This window comes from Bacillus sp. UNC125MFCrub1.1, assembly GCF_000701305.1.
Taxonomy (GTDB): Bacteria; Bacillota; Bacilli; order Bacillales; family Bacillaceae; genus Bacillus; species Bacillus altitudinis.
The window spans coordinates 382,635-401,454 of the sequence record NZ_KL370769.1; the positions used below are offsets into that span (position 1 = coordinate 382,635).

Consider the following 18,820-nt stretch of genomic DNA (forward strand, 5'->3'; position numbering starts at 1 on the left):
AAATGGTTACAACAAAGGGGTAAAAAAAGCTCTATGTATGAGCTTTTTCTACTCCGCCTCGATTAATAATTGCTTAATTGTCACTTGTTTAAGGTGATGCTCAAGTGCGGACTGTGCTTCTTTAAGTTCTTGCCGCAGTCTCGTATCCATGGCTTGACCAATTGGACATGCAATGACTGGTTGATGAAAGTTAAATAACTCTTCATCTGCGCTTACATCCACAGCCCGGTACACATCTAGTAGAGTAATGTCCTCTGCCGGCCTTTTTAAGGAAGCACCGCCAACTCCTCGGCGAATCTCAATGAGATCCGCCTTTTTGAGCATAGCCATCATTTTTCTGATAATGACTGGATTTGAATTGACACTTTCTGCAATAAAATCCCCTGTGCACTCTTTTGAAACACCCGCAATAAATGACAAGATATGAACAGCAATGGTATACCTGCTGCTAATTTGTTTCACATTCCTTCACCACCGTTGTAATCAATATAGTTACAATGAATGCATTTGTCAATCAATAAACGGATGTTTCTTTCTTTCCCAATCTTCAAATGTCATCATCTCATGATGTTCTCCTGCATCAATTTCAAGCGGTGCTATGCATTCAAGCAAATTGCCATCTGGGTCAAGAAAGTAAATCGCGGCATGAAATTGTGGCGGATTATCAAGAACTAAAGGCTGCTGCTCTTCCGAATAACCAAACATCGGATGAATGCTGATCCCTTTTTCTATCAGCCATTCTTTGATCTGCTCAATGTTGGATGTTTCTATTTGGAAGGCCACATGTCGCGTCGCTGGATGATATGGAACAGTGGACATATCAACCTTCCAAAGGCCGAGCCAGCTCTTTCCTTTCTCAATCCATAAAAAGGCCACTCGTTCATTTTCATGAGCAAGTGTTAATTCCAATTTTTCAAAAAAAGAAATGGATGCCTTCAAATCACTCACAGGTAAATGTGCTTCATACAAGCCTTTCATCATCATTTCAATCACTCCTTTACTATCTTCTATTGTGCAGGAATTGAAAACATTCTTCCTCAGCAAAACGATGTATTTCAACCAAGCCATTGGATTGAGATGGTTAAATGTTTGATCCATTGCATATGGGGGAAGGTGTTCAAATAAAAGAAAGGAGCGTTCAATATGCCTTGGACAATGGAAGATTATCCAGCTTCATTCCAATCACTAGACAAAGTCATTCGAAAAAAAGCACTTGAGATTGCCAACAAAATGGTGCAGGAAGGCTATGAAGAAGGTAGAGCGATTCCAATTGCGATCAATCAAGCGAAAGAGTGGAAAAAGAATGCGACGGAAAAAGAAATGGAGGACTTTCACTCTCATGGTTCTGTGACTCCTTCTAAGAAAAGCAGCTCTGCACGACCTGAGCTCATGGATCATGCGCAGCATGTCGTGAAACATGATGAAGGCTGGGCGGTTCAAACTGAAAAAGCGAAGCGTGCAAGTGAGGTAAAAGAAACGAAACAGGAAGCCATCGACCGCGCGAAAGAGATTTCATCTAAAAAAGGAACAGCAGTTGTCATCCACCGATCAGACGGGACGATTCAGGATGTAGTGAAGCCAAAATAAGACCGCCCTTTGGCGAGCGGTCTTTTCTTTATGCATTCTTTTCTTTTTTAGCGGGTGCTTTTCTTTTCTTAGGTGCTGCTTTTTTCGTTTTTTCTGGTTTTGATCGATCGATAGAAGCCTGCAAAGCGGCCATCAAATCAGTGACATTGGATGAAGCCTCTTTTTTACCTGTCGTTTCTGGTTGAACGGTATGTTCTCCAGAAATTTTGTCTCCAATGACATTCATCAGCTGCTCTCTGTATTCATCGCGATAAGCGGCTGGATCGAATGTGGTGGTCAGCTGCTCAATTAAAAGGAGTGCCGTATCTAATTCTTTCTTCACGATGTTTTCCTCTTGCGGGATATTCGGGACATCTGATACTTGTCTAATTTCGTCAGGGAAATGAATGGTTTCCATTAGTAAAATATGTTCGTAGCACCTAACAATCGCTAATTGCTCCTTTGAGCGAATCATGATCTTGGCTACACCGATTTTCCCTGATTCTTGCAACGCTTTTCTTAATAATGAATAAGCCTTTGCTCCGCCGGTATCTGGAGATAGAAAATAACTTCTTTCATAATAGATGGGGTCGATTTCTTCTATCTTCACAAAATCAATAATTTCGACGGCTTTTTCTTCATTTTCTTTTCTCAGCCTTTCGAGTTCTTCCTCATCCAATTCAATGAATTTATTTTTGGCATACTCGTACGCTTTTACAATTTGCTCTGGCGCTACCTCCTCGCCGCAGTTAGCACAAACCTTTTTGTAGTTAATCGGCGTATGGCATTCTTTATGAAGCTGTCTTAATTTAATATCTTTGTTTTCTGTAGCGGTAAACAGCTTGACTGGAATATTCACCAGTCCGAAGCTAATGCCGCCCTTCCATACTGTATGCATCGTAACGCCTCCGTTCTTTTCTTCTTACTATGTAATGTTTTCATCAGAGTTATGTATGTTTATGAAAATTTCATCCCACCATAAGAACACATGATGTAAGGAAGTGAAAAACACAATGAAACCGATGCGTTTAACGTCTGCACATGATATTCCTGCTGGAGCAGACTGGCTGTATGAATTAAAATATGACGGCTTTAGGGCCATTCTTATATGGGAAAAAGACGCCATCCATTTAGAGAGCAGAGCGGGAAAACGATTAAACAAACAATTTCCTGAAGTCATTGATCAGTGCCAGCAACTAACAAAGCAGCTTGCACCTTTTTTACCGCTGACCCTAGATGGAGAATTGGTCTTTTTACTGAGTGAACAAGAAAGCGACTTTACAAAGGTTCAGCAAAGAAGCCGCCTGAAAAACACAGAAACCATTCAACGCCAGGCTAAGCGGTTTCCATGTCATTTGATTGCATTTGATCTATTGAGATGCAAAGGGAAATCCCTCGTTGATTTACCGCTGATTGAAAGAAAAGCTGAGCTGCATGAGGTGTTCCAAGCTGCAAATCTTCCTCCCTCCGTTCAGCTGAATCACCCCTCTCTTCTTCAAATCATCCAAACCGATACCAGCCCTGATGACATGAAAAAAATCATGCTGACCTATTTAGCGGAAGGATTAGTTGCTAAAAAGAAGATGAGTAAATGGCAGGAACATACCCGCTCGAAAGAATGGCTCAAAATCAAAAATTGGCGGTATGTATCTGTCATCGTGACTCGTTTTGATAAAGACAATGGCTATTTTCAAGGATGTCTTTATCAAGAAACGAATCTCTTAGAGGTTGTCCAATTTAAGCATGGTTTTTCTAAAGAAGAAGAACAAACCCTGCGCACCTTATTTCTAACCAAAGGTCAAATGACTGGAGCATCACATTATGAAATCCCACCATCCATTGTCGCAAAGATCGCCTGTATTTCTTTTGATGGATCAGCCTTACGAGAGCCCCGGTTCTTTTCGTTTTTATTCGATGCAGATCCAGCAACGTGTACCTTTCAACACATGCTCAAACAGCTTTATCCGCTCCCAGCTATGATTGACGTCACCCACCCAGAGAAACCGGTTGTACCTGCCCTTCATATCACAAAGGCAGATTACTTACTTTATTTGAGGCAAGCCGCTCCCTTTTTATTACCCTTTTTACGTGAAAGACGTCTTACGTTAATACGCTTTCCTCATGGCACTGGTGGAGAATCTTTTTATCAAAAGGCAACGCCCGATTATGCGCCTGATTTTGTTGAGACAGATCAAGCGAACGATATTTCTTACACAATCTGTAATGATCCTGACACGTTGCTTTGGCTTGGTAACCAGCTGGCGATGGAATTTCATATTCCTTTTGAAACGAGAGATACAGATCGGCCTGTAGAAATTGTATTTGATTTAGATCCGCCTTCTGTTAAAGAGTTTCACCTAGCAATAGAAGCAGCCAAACGAATCAAGGCCATTTTAGATGGACTCTTTCTCACCGCATTTATTAAAACAAGTGGTGGGAAAGGGCTGCAAGTTTATATCCCATTGAAGAAAAATGCCTTCACATATGAACAAACTAGACAATTCACTGCGTTCATCTGCCAATTTTTATGCGAACAAGCACCCGAGCTGTTTACGCTAGAGCGTCTAAAGAAAAACCGCGGCAACCGTTTATATTTAGACTACCTTCAACATGATGCTGGAAAAACAATCATCGCCCCGTATTCCCCGAGAGGAAACGAGCTCGGACTTGTTGCAACACCGATTGAATGGGAAGAATTAAATAGCGAAGAATGTCACCCTTCTTTATTTACGATGCCGGCTGTTATAAAACGTCTAAAGGAAAAAGGCGATCCATTCCGGAAAATGAGGCACCATGTGAATGATGATTCTTTTCGACAAGTTTTATATCAGCTGCAGGACATATTACCAGCTCATAAAATGGACACACGCGGTCATTAAGCGTTACACTTATTCATTAGAGAGGAAGAAAGGGATGACCATTTTGACCGCACACTCAATACGAAACATTGCACTGATGTTCTTATGTCTTACCGCAGGAATAGTGGATGTTATTGGCTATTTAAGCCTGGGGCATGTGTTTACAGCAAATATGACGGGAAATATTGTACTGCTTGGCATTGCAGCAGGCAGTTCATTGCAGTTAACCGCTCTTCATTCCATCACGGCACTTAGCGGATTTGTTCTAGGTGTTTTACTAGCTGTTGTCATAGGTGGAAAACAAGAAAAAACATTTTGGCCAAAAGCCGTTACACGCATCTTTATCATAGAAGTCATCATCTTGCTTCTATTTGCTCTTATGACCATTTTTCCTTATACGCAAGGTGCTTATTTTATGCTGATTATCCTTTTAAGTATGGCGATGGGCATGCAAACGGCGGCCGCACGCAAATTAAATGTCGCTGGCATTTCTACAACAGTTTTAACGAGTACACTTGCTAACTTATTTGAAGATTTGGCGCAACGCTTATCAAATCGGGAAAAAAGAAAAGCCCCTATTCAGCATGTGAGCTTGCTGCGAATCGGTTCTATTGTCTTTTACTGCCTAGGTGCTGCTTTAGCTGCGTATACAGATGCTTACGATCCGTTTATCATCATTTGGCTGCCTATTTGCATCCTAGGGGTTATTGTGATCACAGCTACATTTAAGCACTTTCACCAATTGAAATAGCCAATCTTAGATGGCTATTTCAATCACTGTGATGAAACATTAATAACTTCTTACATAAAAACCAGGAGGACGCCCCATAATGAATGTGGAGCCATATGGAGAATATCCAGAAAACGTCCCGAACCCTCCATATCCAGGGTAACCTCCTAAGCCCGAGAACACGCCAGGGCTCACATAATACCCGCCAAAGCCAATATGAGGTCCCACTGCACCTCCGCTAAAACCGCCGCCATGAAAGCCTCCATACACCCGTGGATCCATACAATCACCTGCCTTCAACTTACACTTCATCTCATCATATGCGTGACAAATGGAGCGGTGTTCCCTCTTTTGTAACAATTTCTATGTACTATAGACCAATTTGATGAAATTTGAATGAAAAGTCCTGCAAAAAATTAAATTAAGCAAAGAAAGGTGACCTTTTTAACTTGTTGCTCTGCCCTATGTTTATTTAGAATAATGGAGCAGGTAACAAATTTGCACACCCCCTTTGTTGCGAATTCTTCTTATTAAACGTTCTTGCAGCGTTTAATAAGAAGAGCCTATTTTCACCCATATAAAAAACCCTTGCTGATGATCATCAACAAGGGCGAGATATGATTGGGTGATTAACCACCAATGATTTTTTCTGCTACTTCGAAAGAACCCGCTACATTTTCAGTTAAAACAGCCGCAGCGACCGCTAAACCCACAACGAATAATACTTTTAATCCTGTTTTCATCTTATATCAACCCCATTCTTTTCATATGTAAATCCGCTTCTAAACTTTTATTCAAGTAAAAAACAGACTGCTCATAAAGTGCTTGCTTTTCACAATACTTTGCAGCAAAGTGAGAAAGCTCTTTCACTTCATGATATTCATTCTTTTCTTCTAACTTTCTTAATTTCTCATTAATTTGCTGAAATCTTTGTGGCACATTCGTTAAGTAAAGATCATGTACGATGCCTATTTTGAGCTGAAACACTTCATGAGAAGCTTCTTTCATTCGGGCATATGCAGCATCTATATACTGACTTGCACGCTGCTTTTCACCAATCACACAGAGTTCCCGGCTGATCAGATACGTAGAATGGAAAAAGAAATCTGAATCATAATACTCTTGATGAGACAATGCTTTTTCAAGATGTCGTATAGATTCTTTCGGTTTATTCCAAAATGAATATAAAATGGCGACATTATGATGGTGCTGAGCCAGCATAAAATCATCCTGTTCGCTCGTCAACACCTCTTCCGCCAAACGATAATTCTCAAGCGCTTCTTCGTACCTGCCAATCTCTGTAAGGTTGGCTGCAATAAGAGAATATGAAAGTGCAGTTCTTCTTTCATAGTGCTTGTGACGTTTATAGACGTGTAGAGCCCTGCGAATATAACTTAATGAAAGCATGATATGACTCAGGCGATAGTAAAGCCACGCGACCTTAAAATCGAAATCAGCGCGTTCGATTTCACTTGGAATTTTATCTAAGAGCTTTTCCGCACTTTGATACATCTGTAATGCAACCTCATAATTCCCCTGATGCTGTTCATACACACCCTCATAAAAATCAAAATAGTAAGCAAGGCGATTAGACAAATCATCATCTTTTTTCCCATAATGGCCTTCTTTACTTTTCGTTGAAACATTGCCTTTTTGCCCTCTTAAATTGTACATCAGAATATGATGCCTTTTCTCAAGAAGAGAATAATACATGAGGATGTCAGCATCATCAATTTCCTCTACTGCTTGTTTCGCTTTAGCAAATAGCCGTTCTGCCTCATCTGCATGATCTTTTTTGATTTCCATGTTCCAGTCATTTAATAGTGATGCCAATTCCGCCACAGGAACTTTGCTCATTCTACACCCCCAATCACCTTCAGCTACACCACATGATTTCACTAAATATGGAACTTCTATTAGCAATTGCTAATTCGTCCATTTGACATCATTTTAATATGAATCACTTGAATCTTCAATAACCGATTCCTTTGTTATTGCGTTTCTTTCTCCTAGTCAATGATGCATACACTAAAAAATCCGTCTTTTTTCTATTAAAGGACACGGTTGAATTGAAAAAAAGCCCTTATTGGGCTTTTTGGATTTATTCCAATCTGATAATGGTTAATGCCGCTCCAACAGATCCCCCGCCAAGTAATACTACGGTTGCGACTAAACCGAATATTTGAAGAGAAATTTGATTCCCTGCTGCAAGTGTTGTAATGAGAGATACATTGTAGGTAGATGTAGATAAAGCAGGTGTTAAAATAGACCCTGCTATGGGGGTTCCGTTGTTAATTACTCTTGTTCCTGCCAGAAGTGCAGCGTTTGTATTTACTTGATACGTGATGAAATATCGTCCTGAAACAGGTACAGTAAACACCGTATTACCACCACTTACGGTAAATCCATCTAAACTTTGGTTATTAGGCAGCGTCACTGCCGTTCCGCCCAAAACAACCAGCACCGTACTTCCCGACGTATTGGATGCGTACATCGAGTTAGTTGTTAAACTAGTACCGGTTGGACCTGTGTCACCTGTGGCTCCGGTTGGACCAGTTACTCCCGTTGGGCCCGTGGCTCCCGTTGGACCAGTTATTCCCGTTGAACCCGTGGCTCCCGTTGGGCCAGTTACTCCCGTTGAACCCGTGGCTCCAGTCGGGCCGGTTACTCCTGTTGAACCCGTGGCTCCGGTTGGGCCGGTTACTCCTGTTGAACCCGTGGCTCCCGTTGAGCCGGTTATTCCTGTTGGACCCGTGGCTCCCGTTGAGCCGGTTATTCCTGTTGGACCCGTGGCTCCCGTTGGACCAGTTACTCCTGTTGAGCCCGTTGCACCAGTTGGGCCAGTTACTCCTGTTGAACCCGTGACTCCCGTTGGGCCAGTTACTCCCGTTGAACCCGTGGCTCCGGTTGGGCCAGTTACTCCCGTTGAGCCGGTTATTCCTGTTGGACCAGTTATTCCCGTTGAACCCGTGGCTCCAGTCGGGCCGGTTGGACCGGTTACTCCCGTTGAGCCGGTTATTCCTGTTGGACCAGTTATTCCCGTTGAACCCGTGGCTCCCGTTGGGCCAGTTACTCCCGTTGAACCCGTGGCTCCCGTTGGGCCAGTTACTCCCGTTGAACCCGTGGCTCCCGTTGGGCCAGTTACTCCCGTTGAACCCGTGGCTCCAGTCGGGCCAGTTACTCCCGTTGAACCCGTGGCTCCAGTCGGGCCAGTTACTCCCGTTGAACCCGTGGCTCCAGTCGGGCCAGTTACTCCCGTTGAACCCGTGGCTCCCGTTGGACCGGTTATTCCTCCACACATATTAAGTTGGGCGCACATGTCTCACACTACTTTCAAACTGTGGAATCTTCAAGACACACACACTAATACTGATAATTGAGAGAAAACGAAACGACAATACTTCCAGTCGAGGTTCCACCAGTAGCTAAAATCCCAATCGAGTTCAGATCACTGAGCGTAATGGATCGACTCTCTCCTGGCGGTACCGTGAAATCAGGAACAGCTGTACCGTTTACCTCTAAAGCCACGGTAGGTGCTACAGCCACAATCCCATTGTTTTCCACCATGATGGTTCCGTTTATGACATAAGGTGTTCCATCTGTCCAGACGACAACTGCATCAGCTGCTGCTGCTAAATCAAGTGTGAAGCATACTGCATCATTTACAAAGCCCGCTTGTTCATTACTACATCCGCCTAAAATAGCCATTTTAACCCTCCTTCAACCTAGTCTTGATAGACTATGATCCATTGACCTTTGAAGATTGTGCGATTATCACAGCTTCAAAGCTTTATTTTTCTTCTTTGCACCATGTTGATTTGCATGTCTAATCGTGCTTGCACACTTTCAGTTGATGGAGATTTCAAGATAAATTTCACATCTTTCACAGTAATCGCACGACTTTCTCCTTTTTGGACAAGAAGATCATAACAAAATGTACCAGTTTGAATCCTAATTGCGACTGGTACATCCTGATGATCTTGATGATGCAACACAACAGTTGCCGTATTGAGAAATTTTGTTCCATTCCGCCATACTTCCACCGAACTGGGCGTTGTGGAAAAACAAAGAAAGATGTGGTGAGATTCTATATTCTTTAAAATAAGCGCATCATATACAGGAAGCTCTACTTCAATCATTCCACATAAAAAAGAAAGATCTACAAGAATTTTCGAACTGGATCGATACAAAACTTTTTGACAGCATGTTGATCTATTGCAGCACGGTACAAGAAGTTCCAACAGCACACAATTCTGCTTTTCATTGATAGAGCTCAAAGAAAAATAGCAAGTCTTAAACACACTTCTTTCAAAAAACACCCATGAGTAAAAAGGTTCCCCATCTTCCATGGTGAGCAAAAAGGGAGAACTCATCGAACGTTTGTGAGTAAAGCCTTCTAATTTTGTTTGATTGTTTATCTCTTTTAGTTTACTCATCAACAGGTTTGTCACTTTCAATCAGCCCAATTCCATGCTGTATACATAACTATATGGTCTTTTATCATATGTGCCTTTGACTATTTTGTGCGATTGGATTAGATGATGAGCATAGCTTTTCATTTTTCAAGTTTCTCTATATAATATGAACAAGAACTTCCGTGCCTCAGTAGCTCTAGAAGGGAAGAGCGCCGTAAAACAATTGTAGCTAGCGGGTCGCAAGGCAAGGGTTTCAGAAGCACCGAAAAGCAAATGAGCTGAGACAGGTGAAACTCCTGTCGGTGAAATTCCGTAGGGAAGCGTGTTGCCCCCTAGCCTATGCTTACGAAAGGAGTGCGGGTTCGAATCCCGTCTGAGGCTTGATGAATATGGAGGATGAAAACAATGCAGATTTTTGAAGAATATGTAAGCAATATCGGTAATCCAGAGCTGAAACAGCGCACGCAAGACATCTTACAATGGATTTCAGACACATTCCCTCAATTAGAGCCAAAAATTGCTTGGAATCAGCCCATGTTCACAGATCATGGCACATTTATTATCGGATTTAGCGTCGCAAAACATCACATTTCTGTCGCACCAGAAGGTAAAGGAATTGAACACTTTTCACCAGATATTGTACAAGCTGGTTATGACCATGGAAAAAAGATGTTTCGGATGAAGGAAAGCTTACCGATTGACTATCCTCTACTTAAAAAAATCATTGAATTTAACATTGAAGACAAAGCAGATTGTTCCACATTTTGGCGAAAATAATAAACACCCCGATCTGATTTCATAACAGATTGGGGTGTTTTTTCGTGAGACTTACATTTTATTTGGTTCTCTCTCCGGCCCATTTCTGCTCCACCCATTCAAAGCACGACAGAAGTACATTAACGCCCTTTTGGAATAGCGGCAAATAAACAACCGTTACCGCCGTTAAACAGGCGATCACAGCACCTGCCAACACATCAAATGGATAATGAACACCTACCCAAATCCTTGAAAATCCTACAGCGCAGGCAATGAAAAGCCAATAAATATGACGCTTGTGGAAAAGCCAAAAGACCATACAAATGGAAAAAATAAAAATGGTGTGATCACTCGGAAAAGAGTTGTTCACTTCCTTTTCGATTAAAAGGTTGACTTGATTCAATTCTGCAAAGGGCTGCTGATTGGAATAAAAGAGCCCAGCGACTTTCCCTAGCATCTCTGCCAAGATAAAGGTCAACCCAGCAGATATCATCATGCATCTGTTTCTTCTGCTCCGATTTTGAAACCACATGATCAAAAACATGATCGCAATGAACATCACTGAATATTCAGCCAATCCAATAAGAACTGGATTTAAGACATCGTGATTCATACTAAGTTGATTAATCGACCGAAATACCCGTTCATTAAACTCCTGCATCTCATTTCATTCCTTTTGCTTCGTTTAGGAAAAGGATAAATGAAAAAAGAAGACCGTGACATCGATCGAGCGAACAAAATAAAGGGATCATCTCACATTTTTGTCACTTCATTGTCATCCGGATACCAAGAAACAAAGCACTATTTAGAATGAAACTGCTCCCATTCTTTTTTCAGCAAAGCATATTGATAGGTATTTTCATATTTAGGTGTGCCATCCTCATTTGTAGTAAATGAAACAAACTCAAGAAAGAAGCCTTCTTTCCTCATACCTAAACGTTCGCATAATGTTTGAGATCGATCATTGTCATCCTCTACATATGCATATAAGCGCCTTGCTCCTTGATTGACAAATAGATACGACAAGAGAGCTTCTGCACTTTCACGGGCATATCCATTCCCTTCATATGACGCATGAAAATTCCAGCCAATCGAATACGTATCCGGCTCATCTTTTAGATAAAACAGTTCACCGATAATCAACTGACTTTCTTTTAAACAAACCGCCATATAAGAGTGATCTGCTTTTCTTTTTTGCACCTTAGCTACCGCTTCTTCTAATGTAGAGATTTGATCATCCAGAAAACAATTCACTCTTGGTTGAGACAAGTATGCAAGCATTCCGGGTGCATCTTCATCACGAAATGGTCTAAGAATTAACCGATTTGTTTCTATTTTATCCATAAGACTCTCCTTACTACTTTTTCTTTATCTTTCACTATTTTAGATGTCATGGACTGTTTTTGCCAATTTGATCGTATGAACGTATCCATTTTTTTAAACATAATGTCACCAAAACTGATATAATAGAACATAAGTTTGCATTTTATTGAAAAGGGATGACTTGAAATGATCAAAACGATAGAAGGCAATATTTTAGACGCAGATGAAGATATCATCTGTCACCAAGTGAATTGTAAGGGTGTCATGGGAGCAGGATTAGCAAAGCAAATCAAAAGCAAATACCCAAATGTGTATAAAGACTATAAACGTTTATGTGCAGAACAAGGAGATGACTTATTAAGCTCCGTCCAGCTCATCACAACAAACGACGGAAAAACCATTGCCAACTTATTCGCTCAAGTTGGATACGGAAGAAAAACAAAACAAACAGATGACGACGCATTACGCAGCTGCTTTGAACATCTAAAACAGACAGTGACAAATCCAAATGAAGAGAACCTCCTTCATTCTATCGCCATTCCTTATGGGATCGGCTGCGGCTTGGCAGGTGGCGATTGGACGGTTGTTCGAGAGATGATAGAAGAGGTCCTTGGTGAGTGTGAAGTGACGGTTTATCGGTTTAAATAGGTAAAATGGGAAATTCTTATGAAACAAATATTACAAAAACCCTCCTTCATTCATTTGGAGGGTCATTTGCTATTTGCTATTTTCTTCTTTATTTTTCAAATAATTTAGCACAGCTTCTTTATCTTTCTCGTCTTCTGGTAAAAACCCGAACGTTTTATACTCCCATACGGCTCTTCTCTGGATACCATAAAGCCCTATAGATAAAATATCTTCATAGCCATAATCAATCGAGAATTTCCCTGTTTTATCTAATTGTAGGGTAGCTGTTGTCCAAGCACCTAAATCATTTTGTATATATGCTTTTTTCAATTCTTCAAAAGTTTTACTTAGTTCGTATAATAAATGAATGTATGTTGACTTACTTACATTATATTTAAGTGGAATTTCATGTCCATAAACATACTCTTCACTATTAGTCTCGTTGAAACAAAATGTAATTCCAGCCGAATCATCAAGGATTTCTGCATACATCCAAACTTTATCCCAATCATATGGTATTAATTCATTAATTGATTCTGCTATCTTTTTATAATAGTGTTCTATTGATTCCATTATCTTTAACCTCCAGGTTGATTCTTGATAAATTCTTGAACATAACTTTTTCCTACTTTATATTCCACAAAAAAACTATCAGGTCTTAGCAAATCACCTTGATAAATAGGCTCAATACTTACCTCTACATGTTTAGGTGGAATCTCTTTGAGTGCAGCCAACCATTCCTGCTCCATGTTATACCATTTCCCGCCACTACGATTAATCTGGGAATTCATCGGAAGTAGGTTATCAATATCCCCAGACCCTTTAAAAATAGATGCAATTAAATGCCCTCCATCATCATCCAGTAATCGATCCGGCTTTCCTGAATTGGATTGAGCATATTGGTTTCTTTTCATCTCTCCATATTTTAAATCACTTGCTTCGACTTTGACAATGCGGCCATAGTGATCTGTTGTGTAGGTGTAACCTTGCTTTGTTGAATAAACGACATTCGGTTTTAATACCTTTTTGCGTTTCCATCGCACATAGTGCTCTCCGTAACTGACAACGGTCGGTGGTGATTTAGGTGCTGGTAATCTTCTGCCTGTCTGAGAGGTACCGTATCCTGAGTTGTTGTCTAGACGCTTTGCCATGGAGAGGAGTTTATTTTTGAGATTTTCTCCATCAAATACATTGTACGGGAGCTTCGGTCCACCAGCCATTTGAAACTTTGGTGAATATGGCAATAGACCAGGAATAGAGACTCTATCTAATGATTTTGCTCCTTGTTCAAGGCCTTTCTTCACTGTTGTTTTGGCCGCTGTTGTCCCTGTTTTTGTGATGGCTCCTGCCCCTTTAGACCCAAAGACAATTTCTGCTAGAGAACCAGTCGCATAGGCGAACCAGTGTGATCTCGAGTAGGCATCACCTTCAATGACCTCTTTTTGGAATGAATCAGAAATAGATTTTCCAATCGCTTTCGACGTTTCAATTGGATGAGAAACAGCCGTTACGACAGATTCAACGGCACCTCCAGGATCTGTCACAAGATCGTAGATGCCAACTACTGTATCTTTTGCCACATCATATAGACCAACTGCAGCACCTTTGACACTATCAATAAATACCTCCGAGGCCTCTTCCTGAGCTTTGATTTGGAGAAGCTGGCTGTAATACATTTTTTGATCATATGTGAGATTCTCATATCCGATCTCGTCTACAATCTCAAAGTATTTCGCTTCTGATAGACACGAAGGATCATTGAGCTTTTCTTTCAATTCTTTGATTCTTCGTTTTTCTTTTTCTTCGTTTTTCACCTTTAAATAGGCTTTTACTTGAGCATCAATTTGATCATGGTTCTTGTACACGTCTGTCTCATGAAATGCTTTTGCATCATAATACATTGGCTGCGCATTCTTTCCTTTTCCAGTAGCAGCCATCATCTTTGCATAAAAAGTGTTGAGGTGGTTCTCAACCGCTTCTGACTTTGCGTATTCCGTTTTTAAATCATTGTCTATTTGATGTAAAACTTCAATGGTCTCTTTTCTTTTTTTGTTCGCATCGTCTAAATGTTCATTGACCTCTTTACTTGAAAAAGTATGTAATTCAATTAAATCACTAATATCATCAAAAATAGTGGAAAGTGCCTCTTTTTGTTCTTTGACCATATCTTTATTGTTCTGAATCCCTTGTTTCAATTGAGTGTCTAAAAAGTGATCATCAATAAAAGTACTCCCGCCTAATGATTCATCATCAAGCTTTCCTTTCACCCCATCTAAAAAAGCTTTCTGCATATCGATAAAATCAAGATATGTGTCTGTGTACAGCGCAAGATCCTCATAAAAAGATTTGATATTGTCTGCACCTTTTCCAGTAAATTCATCACCTAAGCCCGACACACTTTTTAATGCTTTTTTCACAAGTTTCATTTCTTCTTGAAGCTCATGATAGGCCTTTGATCTCTGTTCTACAGCTGATAGTAAAGATGGAGCATCTAATATTTTCATATAAAAAAGACTCCTTTTATGGCATATTCTTTTACTAGAATACCATAAGGAGCCTGACACTTTAATCCACTTTATCGTTTTTTAACCAATTTTGAAGAATTTGAACATACTCATTGAATGAGATGCTGTTATCAATAGGAATTAATAAGGAATCCTAATAAAGAGAAGGGCTTCCCTCTTCTCTTATCTATCTCCATATACAAAGCTATATTCTGTAACTAAATCATCTCCCCAACTATCACTAAAACTTATTGAAGCTGGGCCAACACTAATGGAAATACCATTTATTGTTGCATAAGTGTGATGATATTTTGTGATAATATTTGCAGGATCTCCTTTTTTAGACTTTGGAACAAGTACATCTCTATCCATTGTTATAAATTGAGTATCTCCATAGCCAGGTGAAAGAATAACTCCATGACCATAATTTTTGTATGAGTCTGTATCAGCTGATAGTTGTTTATCTTCTGTTACATGTGTGAGGCCACCTTTACCATCAGCAACGGCCTTTTGTTGCTGCCAATACCCCTCAAAAGTACCTGATAAAGGGACTGCAGATGTATCCCAAGCTACTGCAAACGCATCTTTTTTATGGTTAACAGGCTTTTTAAACCATTCGGCATAAGAATGATATTGATATTTATAATTAGTTCCAGATGTACCTTTATAAAAAACTTGTTGAGAAATAAGCAGTTTGCTATTTGTTGCCGGATCGGTTGGCGGTAAAGATGATAAGGTATGTATTTTATCAGATTCTCCTAAATCACCATTATCTTTCAACCCTACATCTTCGTATGAAATACTTTTTCCTGTGAGCTTTTTATACTTCTTTATGTCCTCTAATTTTGTTTTTGCAATCCGCTTTTCATTCTCAGAATTATATTCAATTCGTTCTCCATCTAGTGAATTATAATATGTAGTAGACTTGACAACTTCAAGTTTGACTGAATGTTCTTGGCTTGTATTATCTTTAGTTTCCTTACTTTTTGCACTTGAAATACCCCCAAACATTGTCAATGAGAATACGAAAGCTAGTAAAATGAGTATGAACCTGATTTTCATCCCAAACACCTCCGCCCACACACTACCATATAAAGAAAAAATCGTAAATATCTCAAGTATGGTTTTTATTATTATAAGAAAATACAAAGATTAGAATTAACCAAAAAGACAATACTTCAAACAGTCCACTGTTGTATATTTTTGAAAAAGGTAAAATCAAAGTAAAATAAGTTAAAATGATGGCTCCTAACAACATATATAATGTGCGTTTCATTTACATCCCCCCAACAATTTTTTCTCAACGATATCATATTTTTTAAGACCTTTCAAAAATGATTTAGCAAAGTTGCTCTTATAGTCTACACTTCGGTAGGCAGTACTCACATAGATTACTTTCACGTTCAAACTCCATCACAACTTCATCAAATTATGATAGCAATCATTAAGACACTTATTAATTTTTTGCATCTCAAATCACTTGGGGTTGTAATGCCACCCTGTAATATTCTGTTTACCATTTATTTATTTTCACACCTACATAACTTTCTCCATCCCTTACTCCAAGTAAACACAAAGCTAAAAAAGGTGAAACTATACTCCACTAAAAAAAGAAAAACCCTATTATAAGAGTTTTTCTTTTTTGGAATCGTAGTCTTTAATAATATCAATTGGATCAATCGCATCATCATCTTGTGTATATTCCTCTACATAAGGAGTAATTAATTTCTCAAACTGCTTTTCATCATCCACTAGAGCAATACAAGTTTCATACCCTTCAAAATCAGATGGGTATAAATTTGCAACAGCACTACCAGTTTTTAAAGCCTGATCTATCGCATTTTTTAATTCCAATAGACCCTTCCTGTTTCCTAAAATCAATGCTTCTCTGTGATGAGTTTCTTGAGCATATATATTACACATCTCTAAAACATCATCATCGTTCACTTGAATAGACATATAAAAGCACCTCCGAAGTTAAATGTCAACATGCCAAAGAGCCATGACCTCAAACGTCTGATCCCAATAGTGATTGCGGACACCGCAAACAAAAATAGCTCAAACTACTTAACTGTACTTTGCTCCTTTTTATATTTCATTACTTTTATAATTCTATAAACTATTACAGCAACATAGCACACAACTAAGGTAATCAGATATTCAAAAGGAAAATCTCTTTGTACACCTTGATAAAGAAAAATTGCTAAAAGGACTGTAAACAAAATTATTTGAAAAACTTCTTTTTTTATCATCCAAATCCTCCGATATACTTTCACTTACGTTTTATACTTTTAATTACAATCCAGAGAAAGTTATGTTACCGTGAAATTATAAAACAATCAGTTTCAACATTCTACAGTCAGTTCCATATTTAGGATTTAAGTAACAAAATTGAAAGTATGTACTATATTTGTTTTTACCTCAAATTGTTTTCTTCTCTTTCTTCATAAAAACATCTTGAAATTCTTCATACATTTTTTCAGCTTTTCAGAATCCCATACTTTATACAGCTCTCACATAAATATATACAGTGAAATTGGGTAATACCCATATTTTCTCTAACTGACATTAAAAGTTTCCTCTTCAAAAAGCTTAATAAATTCATTTGTTTTTTAGTATCTCTATACGCTGCCATCAAAGTAAATGGAGCATCTAATATAAAAAAGACTCCATTATGGCATATTCTTTTATACCATAAGGAGCCTGACACTTTAATCCACTTTATCATTTTTTAAACAATTATACTTCGCAGTGATGAATTAAAACCCTATCCCTTTTATGATCCTGCACCTCTTGAGGAAAGTAACACTATCTCATCTTTAACATCTGACTGAGTTTGTTGTACAACAGGCATTCCAAGAATTGTACCTAATAGCAAAGCAGTAGTAATCATCATCATTACTTTTTTCATGATCATATGACCTCCTTTCCTATAAGCGTACAAGATTTTAAAGCCAATTCCAAGAAATAGTTACTTTCTTCATAAAGATTTAACTTCTTATAAATGGAGGCAACATCAGGAGCTAAAGCCTCTATATCAACATATGCTTTTCTTTCTTCCAAAAGTCCTAGTTCTTTCTTAATATCCTCAGAGCTTTCCTGTGGTGTTGTATAACATTTCTCAAGGATATTGAATTTCAAAATAAAGTTTGTGTTCTGCTGTTCTTTAGAAAAGGCTTTCCCCTCAGCAACCCAACTTATTGCCTGATCCAACTGATTTGATTTATAGCTTGATCTTGCAAATTCATACGCACATTGTAAGTATGAAACGGGAGCTGACTGTTTTAGATCATCTGCGGAAATTGCTTTGTTGAAATATTCAATTGCTTCTATATGGTGGTCATCCTGAATTTTTAGAAATCCTAGATCATAATAAGCTAACGCTAACAATCTCTTATCATTCTTTTCAATTAGTCTCTCAACACAATCCAAAAGCATTTTTTCAGCTTTGTCTAGTCTACCATCATCAATCAAATTCAGTGCCAACAACATATTACAGTTTATGGTCTGTATGCTGTAGCCTTCATGACCCTTGTAGATGTCCTTTGCTGTTTGTAGATGATGGTGAGAAAGGAGCGTGACCTTATTGAAATAGTAGAGTGTACCAATTTTATAATGGAATTCGGCCTTTTCAATTTCATCATGTACCTTGTCCAGTTGTCTCTCAGCTACTCTGAATAGGACTAGAGCTTCTGAATAGTTATTCTTTGCACTCTCATACATACCTTTAAAAAGATAAAAGTAAAACCTTAGCATGTCATCTGTTTTGACTCTTTCACTTTCTGTTATTGTTGGTTGCCCCACTAAATCTTCCATCAGTACCTTAAACCTGTAATCAAGAATATTGAAATAGAGTAAAACATCTTGATTTTCTTCCATTTCGTCTAACATATCTTGAATCTCATCCCTCAACTCTACTGCTTGTGAAACTTCCCTCTTTTTAATATGTAAATACCATTTGTTGAGAGTGTTTGCTACATCTACAGAAGCAATCAAATTCGACATTCCATTACCCCCTTGCTATCATTTCCTTTGTATAAT

The 18,820-nt window shown here is 39.0% G+C and carries 22 protein-coding genes; 5 read left to right on the top strand and 17 right to left on the bottom strand.

Annotated features, from left to right (window positions below; genetic code table 11):
- Positions 1–48: 48 nt before the first annotated feature.
- On the bottom strand, positions 49–462 hold the full coding sequence (locus N521_RS14735) for an Rrf2 family transcriptional regulator (RefSeq protein WP_008343943.1): 414 nt from the start codon (positions 460–462) through the stop codon (positions 49–51).
- Between the two features lie 48 nt (positions 463–510).
- Complete coding sequence (locus N521_RS14740; protein WP_008343944.1) at positions 511–984, bottom strand: VOC family protein; 474 nt, start codon at positions 982–984, stop codon at positions 511–513.
- Between the two features lie 159 nt (positions 985–1,143).
- Between N521_RS14740 and N521_RS14745 the strand changes: the two genes are divergently transcribed.
- Complete coding sequence (locus N521_RS14745) at positions 1,144–1,587, top strand: DUF2188 domain-containing protein (protein ID WP_035391952.1); 444 nt, start codon at positions 1,144–1,146, stop codon at positions 1,585–1,587.
- A 28-nt stretch (positions 1,588–1,615) separates the two neighbouring features.
- Here the strand turns inward: N521_RS14745 and ku are convergent, their stop codons facing one another.
- Positions 1,616–2,464 carry a non-homologous end joining protein Ku gene (gene ku / locus N521_RS14750; RefSeq protein ID WP_035391954.1) on the bottom strand — a complete coding sequence of 283 codons (849 nt, stop codon included), beginning with the start codon at positions 2,462–2,464 and terminating at the stop codon, positions 1,616–1,618.
- Between the two features lie 115 nt (positions 2,465–2,579).
- Here ku and N521_RS14755 point away from each other — a divergent pair, with 115 nt between their 5' ends.
- Together N521_RS14755 and N521_RS14760 are read left to right on the top strand one after the other, a co-directional pair.
- On the top strand, positions 2,580–4,445 hold the full coding sequence (locus N521_RS14755) for a DNA ligase D (protein ID WP_035391957.1): 1,866 nt from the start codon (positions 2,580–2,582) through the stop codon (positions 4,443–4,445).
- A gap of 34 nt (positions 4,446–4,479) precedes the next feature.
- Positions 4,480–5,175, top strand: a complete 696-nt coding sequence (locus tag N521_RS14760) for a YoaK family protein (protein WP_008343947.1) — start codon at positions 4,480–4,482, stop codon at positions 5,173–5,175.
- A gap of 39 nt (positions 5,176–5,214) precedes the next feature.
- Here N521_RS14760 and N521_RS14765 read toward each other — a convergent pair whose 3' ends face one another.
- The 5 genes from N521_RS14765 to N521_RS14790 form a co-directional block, all read right to left on the bottom strand.
- Positions 5,215–5,436 carry a hypothetical protein gene (locus N521_RS14765; protein WP_008343948.1) on the bottom strand — a complete coding sequence of 74 codons (222 nt, stop codon included), beginning with the start codon at positions 5,434–5,436 and terminating at the stop codon, positions 5,215–5,217.
- A gap of 462 nt (positions 5,437–5,898) precedes the next feature.
- Positions 5,899–7,011: a response regulator aspartate phosphatase gene (locus N521_RS14770; protein WP_035391960.1), complete on the bottom strand. Its 1,113-nt coding sequence runs from the start codon at positions 7,009–7,011 to the stop codon at positions 5,899–5,901.
- A gap of 244 nt (positions 7,012–7,255) precedes the next feature.
- On the bottom strand, positions 7,256–8,473 hold the full coding sequence (locus N521_RS19390) for a BclA C-terminal domain-containing protein (protein ID WP_197025617.1): 1,218 nt from the start codon (positions 8,471–8,473) through the stop codon (positions 7,256–7,258).
- Positions 8,474–8,517: 44 nt separating this feature from the next.
- Positions 8,518–8,862: a DUF3992 domain-containing protein gene (locus tag N521_RS14785; RefSeq protein ID WP_008343952.1), complete on the bottom strand. Its 345-nt coding sequence runs from the start codon at positions 8,860–8,862 to the stop codon at positions 8,518–8,520.
- A 74-nt stretch (positions 8,863–8,936) separates the two neighbouring features.
- Entirely contained in the window at positions 8,937–9,590 is a 654-nt protein-coding gene (locus N521_RS14790; protein ID WP_035392640.1) for a CotZ-related putative spore coat protein, read from the bottom strand.
- Between the two features lie 384 nt (positions 9,591–9,974).
- On the opposite strand from N521_RS14790, the gene N521_RS14795 reads away from it, so the two are divergent.
- On the top strand, positions 9,975–10,346 hold the full coding sequence (locus N521_RS14795) for an iron chaperone (RefSeq protein ID WP_035391963.1): 372 nt from the start codon (positions 9,975–9,977) through the stop codon (positions 10,344–10,346).
- 58 nt (positions 10,347–10,404) lie between these two features.
- On the opposite strand, the gene N521_RS14800 is transcribed toward N521_RS14795, so the two are convergent.
- Together N521_RS14800 and N521_RS14805 are read right to left on the bottom strand one after the other, a co-directional pair.
- Positions 10,405–10,986 carry an undecaprenyl-diphosphatase gene (locus N521_RS14800; RefSeq protein ID WP_035391967.1) on the bottom strand — a complete coding sequence of 194 codons (582 nt, stop codon included), beginning with the start codon at positions 10,984–10,986 and terminating at the stop codon, positions 10,405–10,407.
- 140 nt (positions 10,987–11,126) lie between these two features.
- The gene (locus N521_RS14805; RefSeq protein WP_035391969.1) at positions 11,127–11,669 is read right to left on the bottom strand and encodes a GNAT family N-acetyltransferase; all 543 of its coding nucleotides are present in this window, start codon (positions 11,667–11,669) and stop codon (positions 11,127–11,129) included.
- A gap of 165 nt (positions 11,670–11,834) precedes the next feature.
- On the opposite strand from N521_RS14805, the gene N521_RS14810 reads away from it, so the two are divergent.
- On the top strand, positions 11,835–12,296 hold the full coding sequence (locus N521_RS14810; protein WP_035391971.1) for a macro domain-containing protein: 462 nt from the start codon (positions 11,835–11,837) through the stop codon (positions 12,294–12,296).
- 69 nt (positions 12,297–12,365) lie between these two features.
- On the opposite strand, the gene N521_RS14815 is transcribed toward N521_RS14810, so the two are convergent.
- The 7 genes from N521_RS14815 to N521_RS14840 all read right to left on the bottom strand — a co-directional run bounded on the left by N521_RS14815 (position 12,366) and on the right by N521_RS14840 (position 18,784).
- Positions 12,366–12,848 (bottom strand): TIGR01741 family protein, encoded by a 483-nt coding sequence (locus tag N521_RS14815; RefSeq protein ID WP_008343959.1) that lies wholly within the window; start codon positions 12,846–12,848, stop codon positions 12,366–12,368.
- Positions 12,849–12,853: 5 nt separating this feature from the next.
- Positions 12,854–14,779, bottom strand: a complete 1,926-nt coding sequence (locus N521_RS14820; RefSeq protein WP_035391974.1) for a T7SS effector LXG polymorphic toxin — start codon at positions 14,777–14,779, stop codon at positions 12,854–12,856.
- A 183-nt stretch (positions 14,780–14,962) separates the two neighbouring features.
- Complete coding sequence (locus N521_RS14825; RefSeq protein WP_008343961.1) at positions 14,963–15,841, bottom strand: hypothetical protein; 879 nt, start codon at positions 15,839–15,841, stop codon at positions 14,963–14,965.
- Between the two features lie 561 nt (positions 15,842–16,402).
- The gene (locus tag N521_RS14830; protein ID WP_008343962.1) at positions 16,403–16,738 is read right to left on the bottom strand and encodes a hypothetical protein; all 336 of its coding nucleotides are present in this window, start codon (positions 16,736–16,738) and stop codon (positions 16,403–16,405) included.
- A gap of 104 nt (positions 16,739–16,842) precedes the next feature.
- Positions 16,843–17,031 carry a hypothetical protein gene (locus tag N521_RS14835; protein WP_017357918.1) on the bottom strand — a complete coding sequence of 63 codons (189 nt, stop codon included), beginning with the start codon at positions 17,029–17,031 and terminating at the stop codon, positions 16,843–16,845.
- Between the two features lie 524 nt (positions 17,032–17,555).
- On the bottom strand, positions 17,556–17,690 hold the full coding sequence (locus N521_RS19920; RefSeq protein WP_255201816.1) for a hypothetical protein: 135 nt from the start codon (positions 17,688–17,690) through the stop codon (positions 17,556–17,558).
- 2 nt (positions 17,691–17,692) lie between these two features.
- Positions 17,693–18,784 (bottom strand): Rap family tetratricopeptide repeat protein, encoded by a 1,092-nt coding sequence (locus tag N521_RS14840; protein ID WP_017359022.1) that lies wholly within the window; start codon positions 18,782–18,784, stop codon positions 17,693–17,695.
- Positions 18,785–18,820: the final 36 nt, after the last annotated feature.